Origin of the sequence: Massilia sp. Root335 (assembly GCF_001425685.1) — a bacterium.
Taxonomy (GTDB): Bacteria; Pseudomonadota; Gammaproteobacteria; order Burkholderiales; family Burkholderiaceae_D; genus Telluria; species Telluria luteola.
On the sequence record NZ_LMCY01000012.1, the window covers coordinates 42091 to 65378 of the forward strand.

17 protein-coding genes and 1 tRNA gene are annotated in these 23288 nt (G+C 66.4%); 7 read left to right on the forward strand and 11 right to left on the reverse strand.

Features of this window, described 5'->3' with window-relative positions; translation table 11 throughout:
* Positions 1 to 10 precede the first annotated feature (10 nt).
* The 4 genes from ASC93_RS09175 to ASC93_RS09190 all read left to right on the forward strand — a co-directional run bounded on the left by ASC93_RS09175 (position 11) and on the right by ASC93_RS09190 (position 5007).
* A complete protein-coding gene (locus tag ASC93_RS09175) occupies positions 11 to 721 on the forward strand; it encodes a S24 family peptidase (RefSeq protein ID WP_056440337.1) in 711 nt (236 codons plus the stop codon).
* Complete coding sequence (locus ASC93_RS09180) at positions 718 to 1008, forward strand: hypothetical protein (protein ID WP_056440339.1); 291 nt, start codon at positions 718 to 720, stop codon at positions 1006 to 1008. Before ASC93_RS09175 ends, ASC93_RS09180 begins: the two co-directional genes overlap by 4 nt.
* A gap of 205 nt (positions 1009 to 1213) precedes the next feature.
* Positions 1214 to 2473: a glycoside hydrolase family 88 protein gene (locus tag ASC93_RS09185; protein WP_082547902.1), complete on the forward strand. Its 1260-nt coding sequence runs from the start codon at positions 1214 to 1216 to the stop codon at positions 2471 to 2473.
* Positions 2474 to 2490: 17 nt separating this feature from the next.
* Positions 2491 to 5007, forward strand: coding sequence for a TonB-dependent receptor (locus ASC93_RS09190; RefSeq protein ID WP_056440343.1), 2517 nt, complete (start codon positions 2491 to 2493; stop codon positions 5005 to 5007).
* Between the two features lie 70 nt (positions 5008 to 5077).
* On the opposite strand, the gene ASC93_RS09195 is transcribed toward ASC93_RS09190, so the two are convergent.
* The gene (locus tag ASC93_RS09195) at positions 5078 to 5902 is read right to left on the reverse strand and encodes an NAD(P)-dependent oxidoreductase (protein WP_056440344.1); all 825 of its coding nucleotides are present in this window, start codon (positions 5900 to 5902) and stop codon (positions 5078 to 5080) included.
* Positions 5903 to 6101: 199 nt separating this feature from the next.
* On the opposite strand from ASC93_RS09195, the gene ASC93_RS09200 reads away from it, so the two are divergent.
* On the forward strand, positions 6102 to 7097 hold the full coding sequence (locus ASC93_RS09200; protein ID WP_056440345.1) for a LacI family DNA-binding transcriptional regulator: 996 nt from the start codon (positions 6102 to 6104) through the stop codon (positions 7095 to 7097).
* A 73-nt stretch (positions 7098 to 7170) separates the two neighbouring features.
* Positions 7171 to 9018, forward strand: a complete 1848-nt coding sequence (locus ASC93_RS09205) for a hypothetical protein (RefSeq protein ID WP_056440346.1) — start codon at positions 7171 to 7173, stop codon at positions 9016 to 9018.
* Positions 9019 to 9027: 9 nt separating this feature from the next.
* Here ASC93_RS09205 and ppc read toward each other — a convergent pair whose 3' ends face one another.
* Positions 9028 to 11775 (reverse strand): phosphoenolpyruvate carboxylase, encoded by a 2748-nt coding sequence (gene ppc / locus ASC93_RS09210; protein WP_056440347.1) that lies wholly within the window; start codon positions 11773 to 11775, stop codon positions 9028 to 9030.
* Positions 11776 to 12004: 229 nt separating this feature from the next.
* Positions 12005 to 12856, reverse strand: coding sequence for a LysR family transcriptional regulator (locus ASC93_RS09215; protein ID WP_056440349.1), 852 nt, complete (start codon positions 12854 to 12856; stop codon positions 12005 to 12007).
* Between the two features lie 94 nt (positions 12857 to 12950).
* On the opposite strand from ASC93_RS09215, the gene ASC93_RS09220 reads away from it, so the two are divergent.
* On the forward strand, positions 12951 to 13424 hold the full coding sequence (locus ASC93_RS09220; RefSeq protein ID WP_056440351.1) for a lipocalin-like domain-containing protein: 474 nt from the start codon (positions 12951 to 12953) through the stop codon (positions 13422 to 13424).
* 8 nt (positions 13425 to 13432) lie between these two features.
* Here ASC93_RS09220 and ASC93_RS09225 read toward each other — a convergent pair whose 3' ends face one another.
* From ASC93_RS09225 to ASC93_RS09260, 8 genes are all read right to left on the reverse strand, one after another.
* Positions 13433 to 14713, reverse strand: coding sequence for a GGDEF domain-containing protein (locus ASC93_RS09225; RefSeq protein ID WP_162251833.1), 1281 nt, complete (start codon positions 14711 to 14713; stop codon positions 13433 to 13435).
* 145 nt (positions 14714 to 14858) lie between these two features.
* Positions 14859 to 14935: transfer RNA gene (locus ASC93_RS09230), tRNA-Pro, on the reverse strand.
* A 72-nt stretch (positions 14936 to 15007) separates the two neighbouring features.
* Positions 15008 to 16903 carry an MFS transporter gene (locus ASC93_RS09235; RefSeq protein WP_056440357.1) on the reverse strand — a complete coding sequence of 632 codons (1896 nt, stop codon included), beginning with the start codon at positions 16901 to 16903 and terminating at the stop codon, positions 15008 to 15010.
* A 166-nt stretch (positions 16904 to 17069) separates the two neighbouring features.
* Complete coding sequence (locus ASC93_RS09240) at positions 17070 to 18122, reverse strand: AbrB family transcriptional regulator (RefSeq protein WP_056440359.1); 1053 nt, start codon at positions 18120 to 18122, stop codon at positions 17070 to 17072.
* A gap of 17 nt (positions 18123 to 18139) precedes the next feature.
* Positions 18140 to 19213, reverse strand: coding sequence for an ABC transporter ATP-binding protein (locus ASC93_RS09245; protein WP_056440360.1), 1074 nt, complete (start codon positions 19211 to 19213; stop codon positions 18140 to 18142).
* A 33-nt stretch (positions 19214 to 19246) separates the two neighbouring features.
* Positions 19247 to 21046: an iron ABC transporter permease gene (locus tag ASC93_RS09250; protein ID WP_157201831.1), complete on the reverse strand. Its 1800-nt coding sequence runs from the start codon at positions 21044 to 21046 to the stop codon at positions 19247 to 19249.
* Between the two features lie 141 nt (positions 21047 to 21187).
* Complete coding sequence (locus ASC93_RS09255) at positions 21188 to 22288, reverse strand: ABC transporter substrate-binding protein (RefSeq protein WP_056440364.1); 1101 nt, start codon at positions 22286 to 22288, stop codon at positions 21188 to 21190.
* A gap of 51 nt (positions 22289 to 22339) precedes the next feature.
* Positions 22340 to 23287 carry a tripartite tricarboxylate transporter substrate binding protein gene (locus tag ASC93_RS09260; RefSeq protein ID WP_056440365.1) on the reverse strand — a complete coding sequence of 316 codons (948 nt, stop codon included), beginning with the start codon at positions 23285 to 23287 and terminating at the stop codon, positions 22340 to 22342.
* Position 23288 lies beyond the last annotated feature (1 nt).

The following is a 23288-nucleotide window of genomic DNA, read 5'->3' on the forward strand; positions in this document are numbered from 1 at the left end:
AATACTTAACATGAACCTCTTATCCGACCGCCTCGACTACATCTACAACACGACGCCGCAACTGGAAGGCGAGCGCGGCCAGACCGGTCTCGTGAAGGCCTCGGGCGCCTCGAAAAGCGTGGTGAACCAGTGGCTGACGGGGAAGATCAAGTCGATGGATATCCGCTATGCGCTGAACGTCGAGCGCGAGCTCGGCTTCTCGCACATCTGGCTGATGACCGGCGAGGGCGACCCGCGCCAGGCGCCCTTCCACCGCCTCAAGGGCGGCATGCCGATACGCTCGCTCGACAACGACGACGCGGAATTCGTCCAGATCCGCATGGTCAAGCTGCGGCTGTCGGCCGGGATCACGGGCTTCCAGACGGAGCCGGAACGCCGCGACGGCGGCACGCTCGGCATGCGCCGCACGTGGATCGAACGGCACAACTACCATCCCGACCACCTGATCGCCATCCTCGTCAAGGGCGAGAGCATGGAGCCGTCGCTGTACGCGGGCGACATCGTCATCATCAACACGCTCGATACCAAACTCGTGGACGGCGCGGTGTACGCCTTCAACTACGAGGGCGAAGCCGTCGTGAAGCGCCTGGCGCGCGACGCCGGCAAATGGTGGCTGACGTCGGACAATCCGGACCAGCGCAAATACCACCGCAAACGCTGCGAGGGCAATACCTGTCTGGTGCTCGGCCGCGTCGTGCGCAAGGAAAGCGACCGCATATGAAACTCGAGGTCGCCCTCGCCGAGCTGAAAGGCGTGCGCGTGGCGCTGGCCTTTCCGCCGCCGGCCTGGGTCGCGCCCGGCGTCGGCGACGTCCTGCTGGAGCGCCTGCGCCCGCACTTCCCCACGCTGCCCGTGATGCTCGTGTCCGTGCAGCGGCACGGCGTGCGGGCGCATGCCGCGTTCCAGGCGCAGGCGCTCGTCGACGGCGCCGACCTCGCGCACCTGCCACGCACGCTGATCGACCTCGACGTGCCGCCGGCGCCCGCGGACGCGCCGCCGCCGTTCTGACGGTTGCCAGAGCAGGCAAAACGTTTTCTCATTTACTCCTCTCGTGCGCGTATCTCGCGCAAGAATATTTCGCAGCGTAGCAGTATAAATACCCCATGTTCGCCCGTAAAAATATCTAGTTAAGCGTTTTCCTATTTTTGTTGACATCGCCACGTCTTCTGATTACGATTTGCTCAACAAAGAGAAAAGCGAGGAGACGGAATCCATGTTCGAGCGCGATATCCGGCCTGCGAGGCGGGCTGCGAAAACGATTATCTGCAGCCTCCTCCTGGTCGTCTGCGGCGCCTCCGCCGCGCACGCCGCTGCCGACGTCGAACCGATCGCCGCGGTCGTCGACCGGGATGTCCAGGTGGCCGCCGCGCAGTACCGCGTCCTGCTGGCCAAGGTCGCCGGCAAGCCCGGTTTTCCGCGCAGCGTGGCGCACGGCGACGTCAGGATGGTCGGACCGGGCGACTGGACCGCCGGCTTCTTTCCCGGCTCGCTGTGGTATCTGTTCGAGGCGACGGGCGACGCGACGTGGAAAACGGCCGCCATGCGCTACACGGCGCTGACGGCGCCCGCCAAGTTCGACAAGACCCAGCACGACCTCGGCTTCATGCTGGGCGCCGGCTACGGCAACGGCCTGCGCCTCGTCGACGATCCGGCGACCCGCACGGCCTACCGCGACGCCCTGCTGGCCGGCGCGACGACGCTGATGACGCGCTTCAACCCGAAGGTCGGCAGCATCCAGTCGTGGGACCTGTGGCCGAATACGACGTGGGCCTTCCCCGTCATCATCGACAACATGATGAACCTGGAGCTCCTGATGTGGGCCGCGCGCGCCGCCGACGAGCCGCGCTACCGCGAGGTCGCCATCGCCCATGCCGACACCGCGCTGAAGAATCACTTCCGTCCCGACGGCTCGAGCTTCCACCTCGTCGACTACGATCCGAAAACGGGCGCCGTGCGCGCGCGCATGACCGTGCAGGGCTACGCGAACGGCTCCGCGTGGGCGCGCGGCCAGGCATGGGGCCTGTACGGCTACACGATGATGTACCGCGAAACGCACAAGGACGACTATCTCCAGCAGGCGCACAGGATCGCCCGCTTCTACATGAACCATCCGCGCCTCCCCGCCGACAGGATCCCGTTCTGGGATTTCGACGATCCCGCCATTCCCGCCGCCCCGCGCGACAGTTCCGCCGCCGCCATCGCCGCGTCCGCGCTGCTGGAGCTGGCGTCCTTCTCCGACCGCGACACGGCCGCGCGCTACCGCGACTTCGCCGAACAAACCTTGCGCAGCCTGTCGTCGGGCGCCTATCTGGCGCAACCCGGCGACAACGGCGGCTTCCTCCTCAAGCATGCGACCGGCCACAAGCCGGCCGGCACGGAGATCGACGGTCCGCTGAACTATGCGGACTACTACTTTCTGGAAGCACTGCTGCGCATGAAGGCGGCGCGCACCGGGATCGGCAGTTTTCATTAGAAAAACAAGGAGACGTTGTGAGCAAGCAGAGAACATCGGGCGCGCGGATCGCGGTCAAGCCCGTGGCGGCCGTCGTCGCGGTCGCCGTCGCCCACTGGGCGGCGCCCGCACGGGCGCAAGAAGCCGAGGCAAATCCGAACCAGCTGCAGACCGTGCTGGTGACGGCCAACAAGCGCGTGGAGCGGCTGGACAACGTGCCGGAGTCGATCTCCGTGCTGTCCGAAGCCGAGATCCAGCGTAACAACGTGCGCGAGGTCGAGGACGTCATCAACCTGACCCCGTCGCTGACGCTGTCCTCGGGCACGACGGCCGCCAACAACGCCATCTTCATGCGCGGCATCGGCACCGTTTCGGTCGGCATCGGCGTGGAGTCCGACGTCTCCGTCATCATCGACGATATCCCGATCGCGAGCCAGTTCCAGGCGTTCCGCGACCTCGCCGACGTGTCCCGCGTGGAGGTTTTGAAAGGACCGCAATCGACCTTGTTCGGCAAATCGGCGGTGGCCGGTGCCATCAACATCGTGACGAAGCCGATCAGCGGCCCGATCGTCTACCGCGCCAACGCGTATTACACCAACGACCACGAGTGGCGCGTGGGAGCGTCCGTCGGCGGCAAGCTGCGCGACGATTTCGGCATGCGCATCGCCGTCAACAAGAGCGACATGCCGGGCAACTTCACGAACCTCACCAACGGCCAGAAGGTCAACGGCTCGGGCGGCAGAACGATCATGGCGAAGTTCCAGTGGACCCCGATCAGGGACCTGGAAATCGACTTCACCCCGCACTACAACACGCAGGAAAACAGCCGCGGCGTGACCGCCGTGAACGGCTTCTACCGCACCACCGGGTCGGCCGCGGCGGGCAATCTCGTGACGACGCCGGCCGACCTGGGCACCGCGTACATGAACGGTAATCCGCAACTGCCGGCGTCGATCACGCTGGCGGGCATCAACCCGTTCGACCGGAACAACCGCAACGTGCGGCGCGACTTCCCGACCGGGATCAACTCGTCCACGCTCGGCTCCGGCCTGAAGTTCTCGTACGCGCTGCCGAACGACGCCACTCTGATGTCGATTTCCTCGTACGAGCATTACAAGGCACACGATTACCGCGACCAGGACTTCGTCGACGTGCCGACCATCGCGAAGCCGGGCGAGACCAGGTTCTCGGTCGGGAACGCGCAATTCGGCACGTACGACATCCGCTCCAAGACGCAGGAAATCCGTTACGTGTCGCCGGACGCCGGCAAGCTGCGCTACGTGGCCGGCCTGTGGTGGGCACAGAACGGGATCGACCGCCACTTCATCCGCGGCTTCTGCGTGCAGCCGAGCGTGTGCACGGCGAGCTCGCCGTCGAGCCCGACCAACTACTACACCGACATCTACAACGTGAACCGCGCCGTGTTCGGCCAGGCCACGTGGGACCTGTATCCGACGTACACGCTGGTGGCGGGCATCCGCCGCAACGAGGAGACGTCGGGCTTCAACTACCTCCGCAACTTCTACACCGACCAGCTGGACCGCTCGACCTTCGTGCCGGGCCCCGCCGGCCGCGACCAGTTTTCCAGCAGCGGCAACCGCGACTGGGCGACGACGGGCAAGCTGTCGCTCCAGAAGCAGATCAACAGCGACTGGATGGTGTACGCGATGACGGCGACCGGCTACAAGGGCCTCGCGTACGACGTGACGAGCGGCCTGAAGGCGGCGGCCGCGTTCCCGGTGTCGCCGGAAACGAGTCGCAGCTACGAGCTCGGGACCAAGGCGAACCTGTTCCACAACCGCATGTCGCTCGCGGCCACGCTCTACCGGACGGACTTCAAGAACTACCAGCAGAACACGTCGTTCGTGCTGCCGAACGATCCGACCATCTACACCCAGCTGAACTCGATCCCGAAGATCCGCACGCGCGGCCTCGAACTCGATTCGCACTTCCTGCTGACGACGAACTGGTCGATGAACGTGTCGTACGCGTACACCCGTCCGGAGATCGTCGACTGGAAGAACGGCCCCTGCTACCAGGACAACACGAACCCCGCCATCGGCACGACGGGGCTGGGCGAAGGCGGTTCGCTGGGCGGCTGGAACCGCGCCTGCTTCCCCATCCGCACCGGCTCGACGACGGGCGTGCAGAATCTCTCGGGCGGCATCTTCCCGGGTACGCCGAAGAACAAGGTCAACATCGGCACCAACTACGATTACCACTTCGCCGACCGTCCGTACTGGGCGTTCGTGAACGCCAACGTGCGTTACCAGAGCGCGTACCAGACCAACATCAACAACGACCCGCGCTCGGTCAACAACGCGTACCCGATCTCGGACCTCGGTTTCGGTGTGCGCCAGAACAACGATATGTGGCGCCTGTCCTTCCGCATCAACAACCTGTTCGACCGCTTCTACATCGGCAACGCCAACGCCAGCGGCCCGTCGTACCGCACCGGTCCGACGTCGTCCTCGCCGCCCATCACGGTCAACAGCTGGGTACCGCCGCGCGACGTGTTCCGCTTCTACAGCGTGCGCCTGGACCTGAAGTTCTGAGTTTCCTCCGCGGGCCGCGGCCCGCGTTTCCTCGATGCCGCCGGGGCGACCCGGCGGCTTTTTTTTCGGTTCAGTCTTCGTAGATCGGCCCCGCCGTCAAGAACGGCCCGCCCTGGTACACGCTGGCGATGTCGCCCGCGTCGGCCCATGCGCCGCCGGCCGGGAAACGGTCCGCGAACGAGCGCGAGCTGTGGCGCGGCTCGAAGCCCAGGTGGGCGGCAGCGCCGTTGTCCCACCAGCGCACCGGGTTGTCCGAGACGCCGTACGTGATCGTGTGGCCCACGCGCGGCGTGAACAGGGCGCAGCGCACCAGTTCGACGAGGTCGTCGTGCGCGAGGAACGTCACCATCATGCGCGCGTTACGCGGCTCGTCGAACGAGGAACCGATGCGCAGGCAGACCGTCTCGATGCCGAAGCGGTCGAAGTAATAGCGCGACAAGGCCTCGCCGAAGCATTTCGACACGCCGTAGATCCCGTCCGGCCGCAGCGGCGCGGCCGTGTCGACGACCTGCGTGGTCGGATAGTAGCCGACGACGTGGCTGGAGCTCGCGTAGATCACGCGCCTGATGCCGCGCTTGTGCACGGCCTCGTACAGATGGTGCAGGCCGAGGATATTGGCGTGCATGATCGCCTCGAACTTGTCCTCGACCGAGACGCCGCCGAAGTGCAGCACGGCGTCGACGCCTTCCGTCAGCGCCATCACGGCAGCGCGGTCGCCCAGGTCGCAGCGGACGACTTCCTCGCCCGGGCCCGCGGGCGCGATGTCGCGGATGTCGCTGAGCCGGACCACGTCGGCCCACGGCTTGATGCGCTCGCGCAGCAGGGTGCCGAGGCCGCCGCCGGCGCCGGTCAGGAGAAGACGGTGGAAAGGCTTGGACTCGGGCGCTTGGATCATGAACGGGCTCGCATTTGTGTTAAACGTTTAACCGAGTATATCCAAAACGCTTTCCTTGTCAATTTTTTGGCGCCCTTTTTCGCCCGGACGCCCCGGTGGAACAGGGGGAAACGATTCCATCGCCGTTTCCTTGCCCTGGCTCGGGTCCGGCTGCCGGGACGCATGCTAAGATGTGCCGCCGAGTAACGATTACCCTCCCATGAAAAAGACCGCTTCGACCATCCGCGACGTCGCCGCAGCCGCCCAGGTGTCCACCGCCACGGTATCGAAATTCATCAACGGCGCGCAGCGCTTTTCGCCCAAGGTCGAGGCAGCGATCGAGGCCGCGATCGCGACCCTGGGCTACCGGTCGAACCCGCTGGCCAAGTCGATGATCACGGGGCGCACCAACACCATCGGCCTCTCGGTGCTGGACATCACCAACCCGCACTTTTCCAGCATCCTCAAGGGCGCGAACCGCGTGGCGCACGACCAGGGGTTTTCCGTGCTGCTCGTCGACACCGAGGAAACGCCCAGCCGCGAGCGGCGCACGCTGGAAGAACTGAGCCGGCGCGTGGACGGCATGATCGTGTTCTCGCGCCTGCGCGAAAAAGAGATGGCGTGGATGGCCGAGATCGACAAGCCGCTCGTGTTCTTCGGCAGCCTGGCCGAATTGCCGCTGCCGACGGTCGCCAGCGACGACCACGCCGGGGCCTACATGCTGACCCAGCACCTGCGCATGCTGGGCCACCGCCGCATCGCCTACCTGGGCTTTTCCAAGTCGCGCCGCGACGAGGAGCGCCTGGGCGGCATCCGCGAATCGCTGAACGCGGCCGGCCTCGAACTGGCGATCTTCGATGCCGAGGCCCCGTCGCTGGCCGAGGGCGAGCGCCTGTGCTCCGCCATCGTCCTGGGCAGCCAGCGCCCGGATGCGCTGATCTGCTACAACGACCTGATGGCGCTGGGCTTCATGAAGGAAGCGTCCAACCTGGGCATGTCCATTCCGCAGGACATCTCCGTCGTCGGCTTCGACAATATCCCCTACGGCAAATACACGACGCCGGCCCTGACCACCGTCGACCTGCAGAGCGAACGCATGGGCGCGACGGCCATGGAAAAGCTGCTGGCCGTGATCCGCGGCGAGCACGTCGAGAAGCTGACCAAGGTCGCCCCCCAGCTGATCCTGCGCGCGTCGACCGTCGCCCGCAGGCCCTGATACGCCCCCGTTTACTTTCCGGAAGAGTTGGCCTATCCTTTTAGGAAAACGTTTAACTACACCGGAGACACGCATGCGCCCTGCCCTGCTCGCCCTGATGTTGGCCCCTCTGCTGGCCGGCCTGACTTTCCTGCCCGCCGCGCCGGCGCGCGCCACGCCGCCGCTGCACCGGACGGTCGAACAGGCCTACCCGCAACTGGATTACTTTTTCCAGAAGCTCGTGCGGGAACGGGACGGCATCACCATCGATGGGCGCGCCCCGTTCCAGAGCCACGACAAATTCCTGCCGGGGAAAATCGCGACGGGCCTCGCGGACGTGCTGCTGCACACACCGAAGGACGACCCGCGCCTGCCCGGCATGCTGCGCGATTACGCCGCCATCGCCGATCTGACGGTCGGCATGGAAAACGATACCTGGGGCATCTACTACTACATGGGCGCCTTGTACAAGCTGAAGCAGGCCGGCCTGCTGGCGCGCGCCGTGCGGCCCGCCACGCTCGACCTGCTGCGCCGGAAGCTCGACTGGCGGACGTTCGTGCGCCAACCCGCGTTCGAGCTGATCAACCTGCCGACCAATTACTACGGGGTCGCCTTCAGCATCGCGCGCCTGCGCCTGCTGATGGGTTGGGAGGATGCGCACGCCAGCGAGGTGCTGCTCGATAAAATGCTCAAGCATTACGCCGATTATTCCGGCACCTACGGCTTCTCCGACGAGACGGATGGCCAGGGCCGATTCGACCGCTACAGCATCCTGCTGGCGGCCGAGATCTGCGAGCGCTTCATCGAGACCGGCTTGACCGTGACGCCGGAACTCAAGGCCTTGCTGCGCAAGTCGGCCGACGTCGCGCTGAACGCGGCCAATGCCGACGGCACGGGCTTCACGATGGGCCGCAGCCTCGGGCCGTACGGCGAGACGGCGATGCTGGAGATCCTGTCGACAGCCGCCTACCTCGGCGTCCTGAGTCCGGAGGAAAAGGAGTACGCGTATGCCTACTCGGCGCGCATCGGCGAACGCTATATGGATTTCTGGTACGACCCCGCACTGCATTCCGTCGACATGTGGGGCAAGGGCCGCCGCACGGACACGTACCGCGGCAAGCACCGCATCCTCGGCGAGAACTTCTCGCTGCTGCACCAGTTGATCAGCACGGACGACATGTGGAACCGGGCCGGCATGAAGGACGCCGCGCCGCGCGCCGACCTGGCGGCCTGGCTCGTGCGCGCTCGCCCCGCGTTCAGCCTCACGCGCTTCGCCGGCGGCGAGTACGACCGCGCACTCGCCATCTGGCGCGACGGGCCGCACGTGTTCAGCCTGTCGATGATCAACGGCGGCCCGAGCCAGCATGCGAACAGCCCGTATTATCCGCTGCCGTTTTCGTACGGGATCGTCTCGGGCATCGCCGACAGCGGCGCCGCGCATCCGCAGCTGCTGCCGAAATTCCGCCTGGCCGACGGCAGCGAATTGATCGCGACTGCGTTCATGAAGGACATCCAGGCGCACGACGTCGACGGCGGCTACCGCGTCACGTATCGCCAGGATGCGCTCACGAAGCTGGGCAAGAACGTCCCCGTCAAGGACACGCGCATCGCCGTCGAGACGGAATACGTCTTGCGCCACGGCGTCGTCACGCGCACCGACACCTACACGCCGGCGGCGCCGCTGGACGTGGCCGGCGTGAGCCTCGACTTCGCGTCGTTTTCGCGCGGCGCCAGCGTGGACGGCACCGACATCGCTTTCCACGACGGCGCTGTCCGCGGGTTCGCCGTGCAAGGCCTGGCGAACTGCCGCGCCGACGACGTCGCGGGCAGCGAGGCATATCGCGCGCCGTACGGGCCAATGGCCACGCTGGCCAGCTGCGGCACGGGCGCGTCCACCTTCGACAAGCCACTCAGGATCAGCTGGACGATCCGTTACGAGTGACCGCGTCGATCAGCCGCTGTTCCTCAGGCCGGCCGAAATGCCGTTGATCGACATGTGCAAGCCGCTGCGCGTCGCGTCGTCGTCCGTCCCGGCCCGGTAGCGGCGCAGCAGTTCGACCTGCAGGTGGTTCAGCGGATCGATATACGGCAGGCGATTGCGCAACGAGCGCTGCATCTGCGGATTCCCGTCCAGCAGTTCGTCCTGCTCCATGATCCGGCTGAGGATGTCCACCGTGCGCGCATGCTCGGCGCTGATGCAGCCGAAGATCCGGTCGCGCAGCGCGCTATCGCCCACCAGCTCTGCGTATCGGCTGGCGATCGCGATGTCGCTCTTGGCCAGCACCATGTCCATGTTCGACAGCAGGGTCGTGAAGAACGGCCACTCCTTGTACATCTTGCGCAGCAGCGCGAGGCGCTCGGCCGGCGCGTCGGCGATGAAGCGTTCCACCGCGCTGCCGAAGCCGTACCAGCCCGGCAGCATCAGGCGGCACTGGGCCCAGCTGAACACCCAGGGAATCGCGCGCAGGTCTTCGATCGAGCGCGACTTCTTGCGCGAGGCCGGACGGCTGCCGATGTTCAGGGCGGCGATTTCCGAAATGACGGTCGACTCCCAGAAGTACGTCTCGAAGCCGTCCGTTTCATACACGAGCGACCGGTAGGCGGACAGCGCTTCGGTGGACAGGCGGTCCATCGCCGCGACCTGCGCCGCGTCCGGCTGCGGCTGGGCATGCGACAGCAGCGTCGCTTCCATCGTCGCGGCGACCAGCACCTCCAGGTTGCGCCGGCCGACGTCGGCGTTGGCGTACTTCGCGGTGATGACTTCGCCCTGCTCCGTCAGGCGGATGCGTCCCTGCACGGCGCCCGGCGGCTGCGCCAGGATCGCTTCGTAGCTCGGACCGCCGCCGCGTCCCACCGAACCGCCGCGGCCGTGGAACAGCTGCAGCTTGATGCCGTGCGCGCGGAAGACGGCGATCAGTTCCAGCTCCGCCTTGTGCAGTTCCCAGCCGGAGGTGACGTAGCCGCCGTCCTTGTTGCTGTCCGAGTAGCCCAGCATGACTTCCTGCAGGCGGTCGCGCGACTGCAGCAGGCGCATGTACAGCGGCAGGCCGAACGCCTCGGCCATGATCGCGGGGCCGGCACGCAGGTCGTCGATGGTTTCGAACAGCGGAATGATGTTGACGTCGAGCGTGCCGAGCGTCGGATGCAGCAGCCCGGCTTCCTTCAGCAGCACGGCCACTTCCAGCAGGTCGGAGACGGAGGCCGCCTTCGAGATGATGTAGTTCGTGACGGCGTCGCGGCCGTACGTCAGGTGCGCGCGTTTCGTCTCGCGCAGGATCGCCAGTTCGGACGCGGTGTCTTCCGAATACGCTTCGAACGGCGAGACGAGCAGCCGCGGCGACTGCAGTTCCTCCAGCAGGACTTTGCAGCGCGCGCCTTCGTCCAGCGCGAGGTAATCGACGCCGGGACGCGCCTGCGCCAGCAGTTCGGCGATCACGCGTTCGTGCACGTCGGAGTTCTGGCGCAGGTCGACGGGCGCGAGGTGGAAACCGAATACCTTCACGGCGCGGCGCAGCAGGCGCAGGCGGCCGCGCGCCAGTTGACGGGCGCCGTTGGCGACGAGCGATTCGTGGATCGCGTCCAGGTCGGCCAGCAGCTCGGCCGCGCTGGCGTACGCCGATGCGTCCGGGGCCGCCGCGCCGGCGGCGAGCCAGTCGCGCGTCGCCACGAGGCGGGCATGCATGCCGTGCAGCGCCTGGCGGTACGGCTCGTCCTGGTGGTGCGGCGAGTTGTCCGGCGCACGTTCGGCGATGCGGCGCAGCGCCTCGGTGCTGCCGCACAGCGACTGCGCCTGCGACAGCTGCGACGCCAGCGTGTGCAGCTCGGGCAGGTAGAAGTCGAGCGCACGGGTCGACTGCGCCTTGAGCGTGGCGCGCAGGATGTCCGCTGTGACGAACGGGTTGCCGTCACGGTCGCCGCCGATCCAGCTGCCCACTTTCATGAACGACGGCAGTTCGGTGCCGGCCCAGGCGCCATCCTTCTGCGCCAGCGTGTCCTCGAGGGCGCAGTACAGGCGCGGCAGGCTCCGGAACATCGTGTAGTCGAAGAAGGACAGGCCGTTTTCCACTTCGTCCAGCACCGACAGCTTGGCGGGACGGAGCAGGCGCGTCTGCCACAGGGTCAGGATGGCGCGCGCCAGCGCTTCGTCGTTGTCCTGTTCCTCGTCGGGCGTGAGCTGCGTGCGGTCACGCTCGCCGATCAGGCGCGCGATCGCCATCTGGCAGTTGAGGACACTCTTGCGCTGGACTTCGGTCGGGTGCGCCGTGAACACGGGGCTGATGTGCGCATTGTCGAAGAACGCAGGCAGGTCGTCCATGCGGCCGGCGTCGAACACGCCGTCGACGGCATGCGCGATGCTGCCCTTCTTGGGCGCCGATCCGGCGGACAGGTGCGCGCGGCTGCGGCGGATGTGGTGCTGGTCTTCGGCGATGTTGGACAGCAGCGAGAAATAGGTGAACGCGCGGATCAGCTGGGTGCGCTCGTCGGACGAGATGCCGGCGAGGATCGCCGCCAGTTCCTCGTGCGCGCTGCCGTCCTGGTCGCGCCGGAAACCGATGGCGCTTTTACGGATCGACTCGATGCGGTCGAATACCCCGTCGCCCTCCTGGGCTCGGATCGTTTCCCCCAGCATGCGGCCGAGCTGGCGGATGTCCCGCCCCAGCAACTCTTCCTTGAAGTTCCGTGCCTCTTCAACGCTCATTCCAAGCTCTCCAGATCGATGCGCCGTGGGACGACGCAAAATGTAAATAATTTACAAATGAAGCACCCCCTGAACTATCCCGTTGTCGATATACCTTGTATATACGGGCCAGTTCGGGCTGCGCGGTGCCGCATGAGATGCAATGTTATGAAATTTTACTACAAACATTGGGCAGTTCGGTGTTCAAGGTTGAAAAAATGCTACACATGGGGAAACGACGCCGCCTTGCCTACTCGTTTTCGAACATCGCAATGATCTCGTCCGCCACCGCGCGCACGTGCGGGGAGCGGCGCACGTCGGCGTGCATGACCAGCCAGAGTTTGCGGCGTACGGGGCAAGGCGGCGCCAAGGCGCTCAGCCCTGGCGCACCCGCCGTCGCGTAGCGCGGAAAGACGCCGACGCCACAGCCGGCGACAGCCGCCTGCAGCTGCGTCAGCAAATCGTTCGAGCGCAGGCAGTAGCGGCGGCTGCCGCGCAGCTTGTCCAACCATTCCTGTTGCGGTGCATCCTTCTGGAGTTCGTCGTAGCCGAGAAATTCCCAGTGCGCGGGCAACCGGTTCGCGACATAGTCCTCATGCGCATGGAGGGCGTAGTCGACGTGCGCCAACAACTTGGTGACGAGGCCCGGCGCCGTCGGGCGCGCGAAACGCAGCGCGATATCGGCCTGGCGCCGCATCAGGTCCGTCGTGCGCGCCTCGGCGCGCAAGTCGATTTCGACGCCGGGCAGGCGCGCCAGCGGCGAGCGCAGGCGCGGCGCCAGCAGGAAGGCCGCCAATGCCGGCGGCGCCGAGACGCGCACGACACCGGCCACCTCGCTCGCGCCGCGCGCCACGTTGAGCAAGGCATGCATGTCGTCTTCCAGCTTGCGCGCATGCGGCACCAGCGCGGTGCCGGCCGCCGTCAGCGACCAGCCCTTGGGAAACCGGTCGAACAGGCGGGCGCCGAGCGCGGTTTCGAGCGCGTCGATGCGGCGGGCAACCGTGGTGTGCTCCACGCCCGTCGCGCGCGCCGCGCCCGACAGCGTACCCGCCTCGCACAGCGCGAGGAAAAAGCGGAGGTCGTCCCAGTCCGGTGTCTTCATTGTGCAATTATGCACGGAACGGGTGCGGATTTCGGGAATTCCGTTCAGGCGCTCGCGCCGCTACGCTGATGTTTTCACCTGAAAGGAGAAGGACATGAACAAGCATATCGCCGGCATGGTGCTCGCAGGCGTCGTCCCCGCCGCACACGCCGCCCTGCCCGACCTTGCGGGAAGCTGGAGCCTGGTCGCGGCCGACGTCCAGCGTCCCGACGGCAGCATCGAACGTGACTATGGCGCCGCGCCCAGGGGCCGCCTCTTCATCGACGCGCACGGGCGCTACGCGCTGCAGATCTTCAAGGCGGAGCGCCCGCGCTTCGCGTCCGCGGACAAGGCCGCGGGCACGGGCGACGAATTCCGCGCCGCCGTGCTCGGGTCCAGCACGCACTACGGCACCATCGCGCTGGAGGACGGCATGCTGGTGTTCCGCATCGAGGCCGCGTCGTTCCCCAACTGGGAAGGCACGACGCAGCGCCGCAGTTTCGAGCTGCACGGCGACGAACTGCGCTACCGCGTGCCGGCGCGGCCGGATGGCGGGATTCCGGTTTCGGTGTGGCGGCGCATGCGTTGACCGTGCCGTCAGCCGACCTCCACGCGGTTGCGGCCATTCGATTTTGCGACGTACAACGCGCCGTCCGCCCGCTTGATCGCCTCCCCGAAGTCTTCGTCCGGCTTGAGCGACGTCACGCCGAAGGATGACGTGACGTGCAACCCATGCGGCCACTCCCGCATCGAGAGCGCCGCGCGCAGCTTTTGCACCATCGTCACGGCATGCTCGACGTCGGTCTCCGGACACAGGAGCAGGAACTCCTCCCCGCCCCAGCGCACCAGCCTGTCGCTGGCGCGGACCTCGCCGCGGATGACCGTGACGAAGCGCTTCAGCACCTCGTCGCCGGTGTCGTGACCGTGCTGGTCGTTGATGCGCTTGAAGTGGTCGATATCCATGAACACGACAGCCATCTCCTCGTCGACGCGACCGGCCGCGTGCAGGCGCCGCATCAGCACCTCCCTCAGGCCCTGGCGGTTCAATGCGCCGGTCAGCGGATCGGTGTGGGCCTGGTTGGCCAGGTCGCGCGCTTCCAGTTGCAGCGCCTTGTTGATGGCGGCCAGCAGTTCGAGGCGCGCATTGGTGGCGGACAGACTGGAGCGGACGTGGGCCAGGCTCAGCGACAGTCCCAGCAGGCCGCATCCGATCCACGCGCCCACCAGATAGGTCAGCAGCCGCGTATTCGATATCCATTTCCCGCGAAACTCGATCGACCGCAACTCGATCGTGATCGACTGACCGGGCGGCACCGATCCGGTCGATATCTCCACCGCCGTGACGTTATCGAGCCGCGAATAAGTCTTGTCCAGCGGGACGTTGTGCGCCGCGATCCACCAGTCCGCGGTGCGCAGGACGTTGACCGGGATCGTGAAGGTCGTCTGTGCCGGAACATCGAATTCGACCGAGTCGTACCTCTGCGAATTCCAGTCGCCGATGGTGGAGAATTCCGGTTCAAAATTCGTCAGGTGAAGTCCGATTTTCCTCCGGGACGCCCCCGAATAACGCATGTTGAACGTCACCGAATCGAACTGGCTGAAGTCCATCCCTTTGCCGTCCTGCCCCAGGTGGAATTGCATCTTGCAGAATGGCCAGGCGAAGACCGCCCCCAGGTCGCAGCGCATGATGAACGCGTCCCCGGTCCGCACGAGCGACGAGACGGAATTGCCGTGCTCGTGGCGGTCGTCGGTGACGGTGACGCCGTACGGATGCCGGGGCGAAATCTCGAAGACCCGTGTCATGCCGAGATGCTGCCAGACCAATAAGGTGGGCGTCAGAACCAACAATAATCCAACCAGGGACTGGACTATCGTCATTGCGCGCGCGGGTCGACGATTCATTGATGATCGCTGATATATTTATTGCCGATCAATATACTGAAATCGCCGGGCGCGTGCGATAAGTTTCCGTGCCGCAAAACGAAAAAGGCCAGCTGGAAAGCTGGCCCATCTCTGAATTCATTGGTCGGGGCGAGAGGATTCGAACCTCCGACCACGTGCACCCCATGCACGTACGCTACCAGGCTGCGCTACGCCCCGACTTGGTCCGGAATTATAACAGAGGCACGCTGGATGACTAGTCTTTTTGTCACCAGGCACCATGGCAGAAACTTACTTCCAATCGCCCCGCAACGCCAGCACCTCCTCGTACAGCCCCTCCGGCGTCACCTCCTGCGGCGGCACCGGCTGCCCGACGGCCAGCGCCAGCCGCGAGCGCAGCCCGCGCGCGAACGAGCGTTCGAACACGTTCGACGAATCGCGCGAGAACACGCTGCCCCACAGGCCGCGCAGCGCCATCGGGATCACCGGCACCTTGCTGCGCGCGACGATCTTGGCGATGCCGCCGCGGAATTCGTTCATGTCGCCCGTGCGCGTCAGCTTACCTTCCGGGAAGATGCACACCAGTTCCCCTTCGTGCAGCGCCTGCGCGACGTCGACGAACGCCTTTTCCATCAGCCACGGGTCGTCGTGGGCCGGCGCGATCGGGATCGCCTTACCCGTGCGGAAGATGAAGCCCAGCAGCGGCGTCTTGAAGATGCGGTGGTCCATCACGAAGCGGATCGGGCGCGGGCTGGCGGCCATGATGACGATGGCGTCGACATAGCTCACGTGGTTGCAGACGAGGACCGCGGCGCCCTCTTCCGGGATGCGTTCGACGTCCACCGTCGACACGCGGTGGATCGTGTGGATCAGCAGCCAGGCCAGGAAGCGCATCAGGAATTCCGGCACGAGCGAGAAGATGTAGACGGCGACGACCGCGTTCAGCAGCGCCGTGGTCAGGAACATCTCGGGGATGCTGAACCCGCGCTTGATGAGGAACACGGCCACGCCGGCCGATGCCACCATGAACAGGGCATTCAGGATGTTCATGCCGGCGATGGTGCGCGACACGTGGGCCGGGTCGCAGCGCGTCTGGATCAGCGCGAACAGCGGCACGATGAAGAAGCCGCCGAACACGCCCAGCAGCAGGATGTCGGCCAGGATGCGGATCGTGCCGTGCTGCGCCAGCACGCCGAGCGCATCCACCGGCGCCGTGTTCGCGTAGCCGAGGCTTGCGAAATACAGGTCGATGCCGAACAGCGACAGGCCGATGGCGCCGAACGGCACGAGGCCGATCTCCACCTTGCGGCCCGAGAGCTTTTCGCACAGCAGCGAGCCGGCCCCGATCCCCAGCGAGAAGACGGTCAGCAGCAGCACGAACACGCTGTGGTCGCCGTGCAGGTAATCCTTGGCGTACAGCGGGAATTGCGACAGCACGAGGGCGCCGTAGAACCAGAACCAGGAATTGCCCAGCATGGACAGGAACACCGTGCGGTTCTTGCGCGAGAACCCGATGTTGCGCACGGATTCGGCGACGAAGTTCGCGCTGATCTTCAGCGTGGGCGCGGGCGCGGGCGATTGCGGGATGCGCCAGCTGGTGACGAGTCCCAGCACGGCGACGGCCAGCGTCCCGAACGCGACCAGGTGCACGCCGGCGGCGCCGTGGCCGGCCAGGATCGCGCCCATCACTTCGCCCAGCAGGATGCCGACGAAGGTGCCCATCTCGATGACGCCGTTGCCGCCCACGAGTTCTTCCGGTTTCAGGTGCTGCGGCAGGTAGGCGTATTTGACGGGGCCGAACAACGTGGAATGGACGCCCATGCCGACGACGGCCGCGACGAGCAGCCACAGGGTATGCGTCAGCCAGCCGGCGGCGGCGATGGCCATGATGACGAGTTCGAGCAGCTTGACGAAGCGCGCCAGCCGGCCCTTCTCGACCTTGTCCGCGATCTGCCCCGCGGTGGCCGAGAACACGACGTACGGCAGGATGAACAGGCCGGGAATCAGGTTGTTCAGCAGCGCCGCGGGCACCGTCGTCCACGCCAGCGCGTCATAGGTCAGCACGACCAGCAGCGCGGTCTTGAACAGGTTGTCGTTGAAGGCGCCCAGGAACTGCGTCCAGAAGAACGGACCGAAGCGGCGCTGGGTCAGCAGGGAGAACTGGCTGGGATGGTTCGGGTGGCTCATGGTGAATGATGCGGATGTCGGGGATGCGACAATCTACAACACAACCGGCACGTTGAACACACAATGTTGCTGTGTGTGAATCAATGGTCGCGCATTCCGCTACCCGAATGGGTTGATGGAGCGACTCGATGCATGTCGAGTCGCGCACGGCGTCACCCGAACCGGGTCAGGCGATACGCGCCCACGCCCGGTACAAGGGCCCGATCCCGAGCACCACGACGACCATGCGCGCGACGTGGAACGCCGTCACGACGGGCACGCCCAGGTGCAGCACGCGGGCCGTCAGCGCCATCTCGGCGATGCCGCCCGGCGACGTGGCCAGCACCATCGTCCCCGGATGCAGGCCCGTGATGGCCGCGACGCAGAACGCGAACAGGCCGGCGAGCAGCAGCGTCACGCAGGTGCACGCGGCCACGCTGGCCAGGTAGCGCGGCGCGGTGTGCACGAAGCGCGGCGTAAAACGCGTGCCGAGCGAGACGCCGATGAACAGCTGGCCCGTGCGGATCATCCATTCCGGCAGGCGCGAGAGCTGCACGCCGGCCGCCGTCAGCATGATCGCCACGATCAGCGGACCGATCACCCAGGCGTTCGGCAGGCGCAGGCGTTTCAGGGCCAGCGCCGCGCACGACGTGAGGACGATGAGGACGCACAGGCCGGCCACGTCGACCCGGCCGGCCAGCGGCACGTACGGGTCCAAACCCTCGCCCCAGCCGTGGGCGGCGATCCAGCGCACGGCGAACGGGATGCTGCCGACGACCATCATGATGCGCAGGCTGTGCGCGGCCGCCACGCGTTCGACGACGGCGCCGTGGCGCTCGGCCTGCACCGCCATTTCGGACGCGCCGCCGACGGCCATCGCGAAGAAGGCCGTCGCGTCGTCGCTGCCGGACAGCCGGCGCAGCAGCGCGCCGGCCAGCATGCCGAGGCAGACGGCGAAGGACACCGCCAACGCGATCCAGCCGAGGTTGCGCGCCAGCGCCGCCAGCACGGGGGCGCTGAAGTACAGGCCCAGCGCGGTGCCGATGGCCCACTGCCCCGCCTCGCGCGCCTGCACCGGTGCCGCCAGGCGCGCGCCCAGCATGCAGGCGATCGCGGTCGAGAACAGGGGCCCGATCATCCACGGCAGCGGCGTGTCGAGGAAGATGCAGAGCTGCGCGGCGCAAAAGGCCAGTGCCAGCGCGGGCACGAACGTGCGCACGAGCGCGCGCGGGAACGGCAATTGCGTCGGCAGGCGAATCAGAACACCCAGAGCTTATCGGCCGGCATCTCGAGCCAGTACTGCCCCGGATCGACGCGGTGCTTGGAATACGCGCGCACGCTCGAATTGCCGTGCTTGAACAGGCATTCCCAGCGGTCGCCCAGGTACATGCACGTGGACAGCGGCAGCTGGATGGCGTTGTCGACGGGGTTGCGGCCGATCCGCACTTCTTCCACGCGGATCAGCGCGGCCGCATCGACGTCCGGATCGGACGCGCCGCTGCCGCGGGCCGTCGCGTTCAGCGCCATGCCCTCCACCTGCACGCGGGCCGCGTCGCCGTTGCGCGCCACGACGCGTGCCGGCAGGCGGTTGTTACTGCCCATGAACTCGGCGGTGAACAGCGTGTCCGGCGATTCGTACATCGATTGCGGGCTGCCCTGCTGCTCGATCTTGCCGTTGTTGAGCAGGAGAATGCGGTCCGAGATCGCCATCGCCTCGGCCTGGTCGTGCGTGACCATCAGTGCGGACAGGCCCAGGCGCACGATCAGCTCGCGCAGGAAGGCGCGCGCTTCTTCGCGCAATTTGGCGTCCAGGTTCGACAGCGGTTCGTCGAGCAGGATCACGGGCGGGTTGTAGACCAGCGCGCGGGCGATCGCCACGCGCTGCTGCTGGCCGCCGGACAGCTGGTGCGGGAAGCGCTCGCCCAGGTGGCCGAGGCCCAGCTGGGCCAGCACCTCGCGCACTTTCGGCTCGATGTCGCGCGCCGCCAGCTTGCGCAGCTTGAGGCCGTAGGCGACGTTGTCGAACACGGTCTTGTGCGGCCACAGCGCGTACGACTGGAACACGAGTCCCAGGTTGCGCGCCTCGGCCGGCAGCTCCAGCTTCCTGCTGCCGTCGAACACGCGGCGCTCGCCGATGTCGATCGTGCCGGATTTCGGGCTTTCCAGGCCGGCCACGGCGCGCAGCAGCGTGGTCTTGCCGCTGCCCGAGGGGCCCAGCAGCGCCACGACTTCGCCGCGCTGCAGGTGCATCGACACGCCCTTCAGGATCGGGTTGGCGGTGGCGCCATGGCCGTAGTCGAGGTGCAGGTCGTTGACGGTCAAAACGTTCATGATATGTCTCGCGATTCGAATTGGTTGTGGAGCTCAGTTGTGTAACTTGACGCCGAAGCGCAGGGCGATGCCCAGGCCGATGGCCACGAGCGTGATGTTGATGAACGAGAGCGCGGCCACGAGGTCCGTCGAGCCGCCGGCCCACAGCGACACGAGCATCGCGCCGATCACTTCGGTGCCGGGCGACAGCAGGTACACGCCCGTCGAGTACTCGCGTTCGAAAATCAGGAACACCATCAGCCAGGCGCCCAGCATGCCGAACTTGATCAGCGGGAGCGTCACGTCGCGGGTGACGCGGCCGCGGCTCGCGCCGACGGCACGTGCCGCCTCTTCCAGCTCCGGCCCCACCTGCAGCAGCGACGTCGAGACGAGGCGCATGCCGTAGGCGAGCCACACGACGGAGTACGCGAGCCACAGCGCGAAGATCGTCGAGCGCACCTGGCGCAATGCGGGGATGAAGTGCGCCGACAGCCAGGCGGCCACGCCGTTGTCCATGCCGCGCAGGAAGCTGTCCAGCCAGCTCGGCACGAACAGGAACACCCACAGGAACGACAGGCCGGCCAGCAGGCCCGGCACGGCGCGCGGCACGAGCACGCTGTAATCCAGCAGGCGCGTGATGCCGTCGGCCTTGCGGTGCATGGCCAGCGCGATCGCGGTGTAGCAGGCCACCGCCAGCGCGCCGCCGATCACGCCGATCAGGATCGTGTTGATGATGCCGCGCACGAGCGACGGCTCGTCGAAGATGTCGCGGAAGTGCTGCAGGGTGAGCACGTCGGCCAGCTTGACGCCCTCGCCCCAGTACTGGACGAAGGAACGCAGCACGATGCCGGACAGCGGCAGCACGACGGTGACGAGGATCCATGCGCCCAGCACGGCGAGCGCCACCCACTTCCATTTGCCCAGCGGGAGCGGCTTCTGGCGCGCGCCCTTGCCCTTGATGGACACGTACTTGTTGGCCGACTTGAGCAGCCAGCGCTGCAGCATCACGAGCGGCATCGTCACGGCGACGAGGCACACGGCGACGGCGGCCATCAGGTGGTACGACGGCGTGCCCAGTTTATTGGTCAGCTTGTACAGGTACGTGGCCAGCACGAGGTGGCCTTCCGGGTCGCCCAGCACGAGCACGAGGCCGAACACTTCGAAGCCGAGGAAGAACACCAGCACGCCCGCATACGCGAGGGCCGGCATGATCATCGGCAGCGACACGTTGAACATCACCTGCCACGGCGACGCGCCGGAGACGCGTGCCGCTTCCTCCACGTCGGAGCCGAGGCTCTTCAGCGCGGACGAGGCGTACAGGTACACGTGCGGCACGTGCGTGAGGCCGGCGATGACGACGATGCTCGTGAACGAATACACGTTCCACGGGACGAAGCCGATCAGCTCGTGCACCCAGGTCGAGTAGAAGCCCACGGGGCCCATCGACACGACGTAGCCGAAGCCCATCACCATGGGCGACACGAAGATCGGCACGAGCAGCAGCGGCGCGATCCAGCCGCGGCCCGGCAGGTCGGTACGCACCATCAGGAACGCAAGCATGCCGCCCAGCGGCACGGCGATGACGGCCAGGCCCGAGGCCAGCAGCATGCCGTTCTTGAAGGCGAGCCAGAAGTCGGGGTCGTCGAAAATGAAACGGAAGGCATCCAGCCCGAGCACCTTGTCGGGCATGAAGAACGGCGCACTCAGGACGCTCTGGTAGAACACCAGGAACAGCGGCAGGAAAATGGCCAGGCAGGTCAGCAGCACGACGAGGCCGCGCGTCCAGTTGAAGCGCGGCGCGCGCACGGCCGGCAGGCTGCCGGTGCCGTCGGCGCCCTTGGTGTCGAGTGGCATGGTTGAAGTTGGCATAGGAGTGTCCGATTGAGATGGAGCCTGAACCCGTCGTCCCCGCGAAGGCGGAGACCCAATTTTTGAGCGGATCAGGACACTCACTTGGGTTCCCGCCTCCGCGGGAACGACGGTCTTGGGGCTGACTTACTTCTTGCCGGCGTTGGCCTTCCACTCTTTCAGGAACGCGAGACGGAGGGCCGGGTCGAGGTATTCCGCCACGGCCGGGCTGACCGGCAGCGGCTTGACGTTCTTTTCGCCGATCAGCTTGATCAACTCGGTCGACGTCGTTTCGCCCGTCACGTCGGCGCGGATCGCAAACAGCTTGGAGGCGTTGGCGATGATCGTCTGGCCGCGCTGCGACAGCATGTAGTCGATCCACAGCTTGGAGGCGTTCGGGTGCTTGGACATCTTGTTGATGAACTGGACGCGCGAGATGACCAGCGTGTAGTCCTTCGGCAGCACGACGCCCAGCGACGGGTCGGTCTTGGCGCGCACCAGCGCGTAGGAGCCCAGCACGTTATAGCCGATCAGGTTTTCGCCCGACGAGATCCGCTCCAGCATCGTGCCGGTCGACGACTGCACGCGCACCCTGGCCGCGCCGAACGCCTGCTCGAGCTGTTTGTACTGCGCGAAGTCGCGCGCGTCCTGGGTCATGAACATGAAGCCGACGCCGGATTTCTCGATGTCGTAGGTGGTGACCTTGTCCTGGAACTTCGGCTGCTGGATGATGCGTACGAAGTCGGCGTGCGTCTGCGGGACTTCCTCGGGTTTCAGCAGGCGCTTGTTGTAGACGAAGGCGGCCGGTTCGAACGTGGTGCCGTAGGCGGTATCCTTCCACACGGCCCAGGCGGGGAGCTTGGACGCTTCGACCGACCTGTACTGCATCGCGTAGCCGCCAGCGGCCAGTTTCATCTGCAGGTCCATCGCCGAGGACCACAGCACGTCGGCCGTGTCGCCGCCGGCCGCGTTCTCGGAAAAGAAGCGGTTGTACACCTCGGTCGAGTTCATGTCGTTGTACTCGACCGTGATGTTCGGGTACATGGCATTGAAATCCTTGATCAGCGGCTGGGCGGCCTTGCTGTCGGTGGCGCCGTAGATCACCAGCTTGCCTTCCTTCTTGGCGCCGTCGACCAGTTGCTGGTAGGCGGCCGGATAGCCCGCCGGGACCTGGGCCAGCACAGGGGCGGCGAATGCGAATGCTGCAGAAGCAAAGATGGTGGCAACTGCGGTCTTCTTGAAATTCATGCTTGTCTCCTTGGTAGGTATTGTTGTCGGCCGATGGTGCCGGCCTCGGTGCTAGCGAACCAGGTTGAATTCCCTGGCCTGCCGGTTGTAATCCGTGATGGCCTGCTTCACCCAGCGCGTGAGCGCGTCGCCGGTGAGCGAGAACGGGTGCAGGCCGGCGCTCTGGCGCAGCTGCGCGAATTCGGGCGTCGCCTGCATGCGGGCGAAGGCGTCGACCCAGCGGCGGTAGTCGGCCTCCGGCACGTCGGGCCCCATCCACACGCCGCGGATCACGGGCCACACGATGTCGTAGCCCTGCTCGCGCGCCGTCGGCACGGCCGCCAGCACGCCGGCCAGGCGGTGTTCGGACAGCACGGCCAGCACGCGCACGTTGCCGGGGCCGGAGTACAGCACCGCTTCCGACGCGTCGCCCGAAATCACCTGTACAAAGTTGGCGCTCATCGCCGTGAACGTCTCGCCGCCGCCTTCCAGCGCGACGAAGCGCAGCCGGCGCGGCTCGACGCCGGCGCGGCGCGCCAGCATGGCGATCTTCATCCAGTCCTGGCTGCCGATGGTGCCGGACACGCCGATCAGGACTTGCTGCGGATCGCGCCGGATGGCGTCCATCAACTGGCCGAGGCTGTGCCAGGGCGAGTCGGCGCGCACCGCGATCATGCCGTAGTCGACGCCGAGCGCCGCGACCCAGCGCACGTCATCAAAGGTCGCCTTGCCGAACTTGCCCTCGGCGAGATTGAGCAGCGAACCGCCCGAGAACGCGACGAGGGTGTCCGGCTCGGCGCGCCGCTGCGAGATCAGCGTGTGCCACGCGACGGCGCCGATCCCGCCCGGCAGGTAGGCCAGCTTGAGCTTCGTGTCAGGCAAGGCCTTCTGGGCCAGCTTGCACGTCAGGTCCATGGCCCCGCCCGGTTTGGACGGGATCACGCATTCCGCGCCGGCGCTGGCCGCGGCCGCAACCGCGAACGACGCCGCGGCGGTCAGGATGTGGATGGCGCGCTTCATG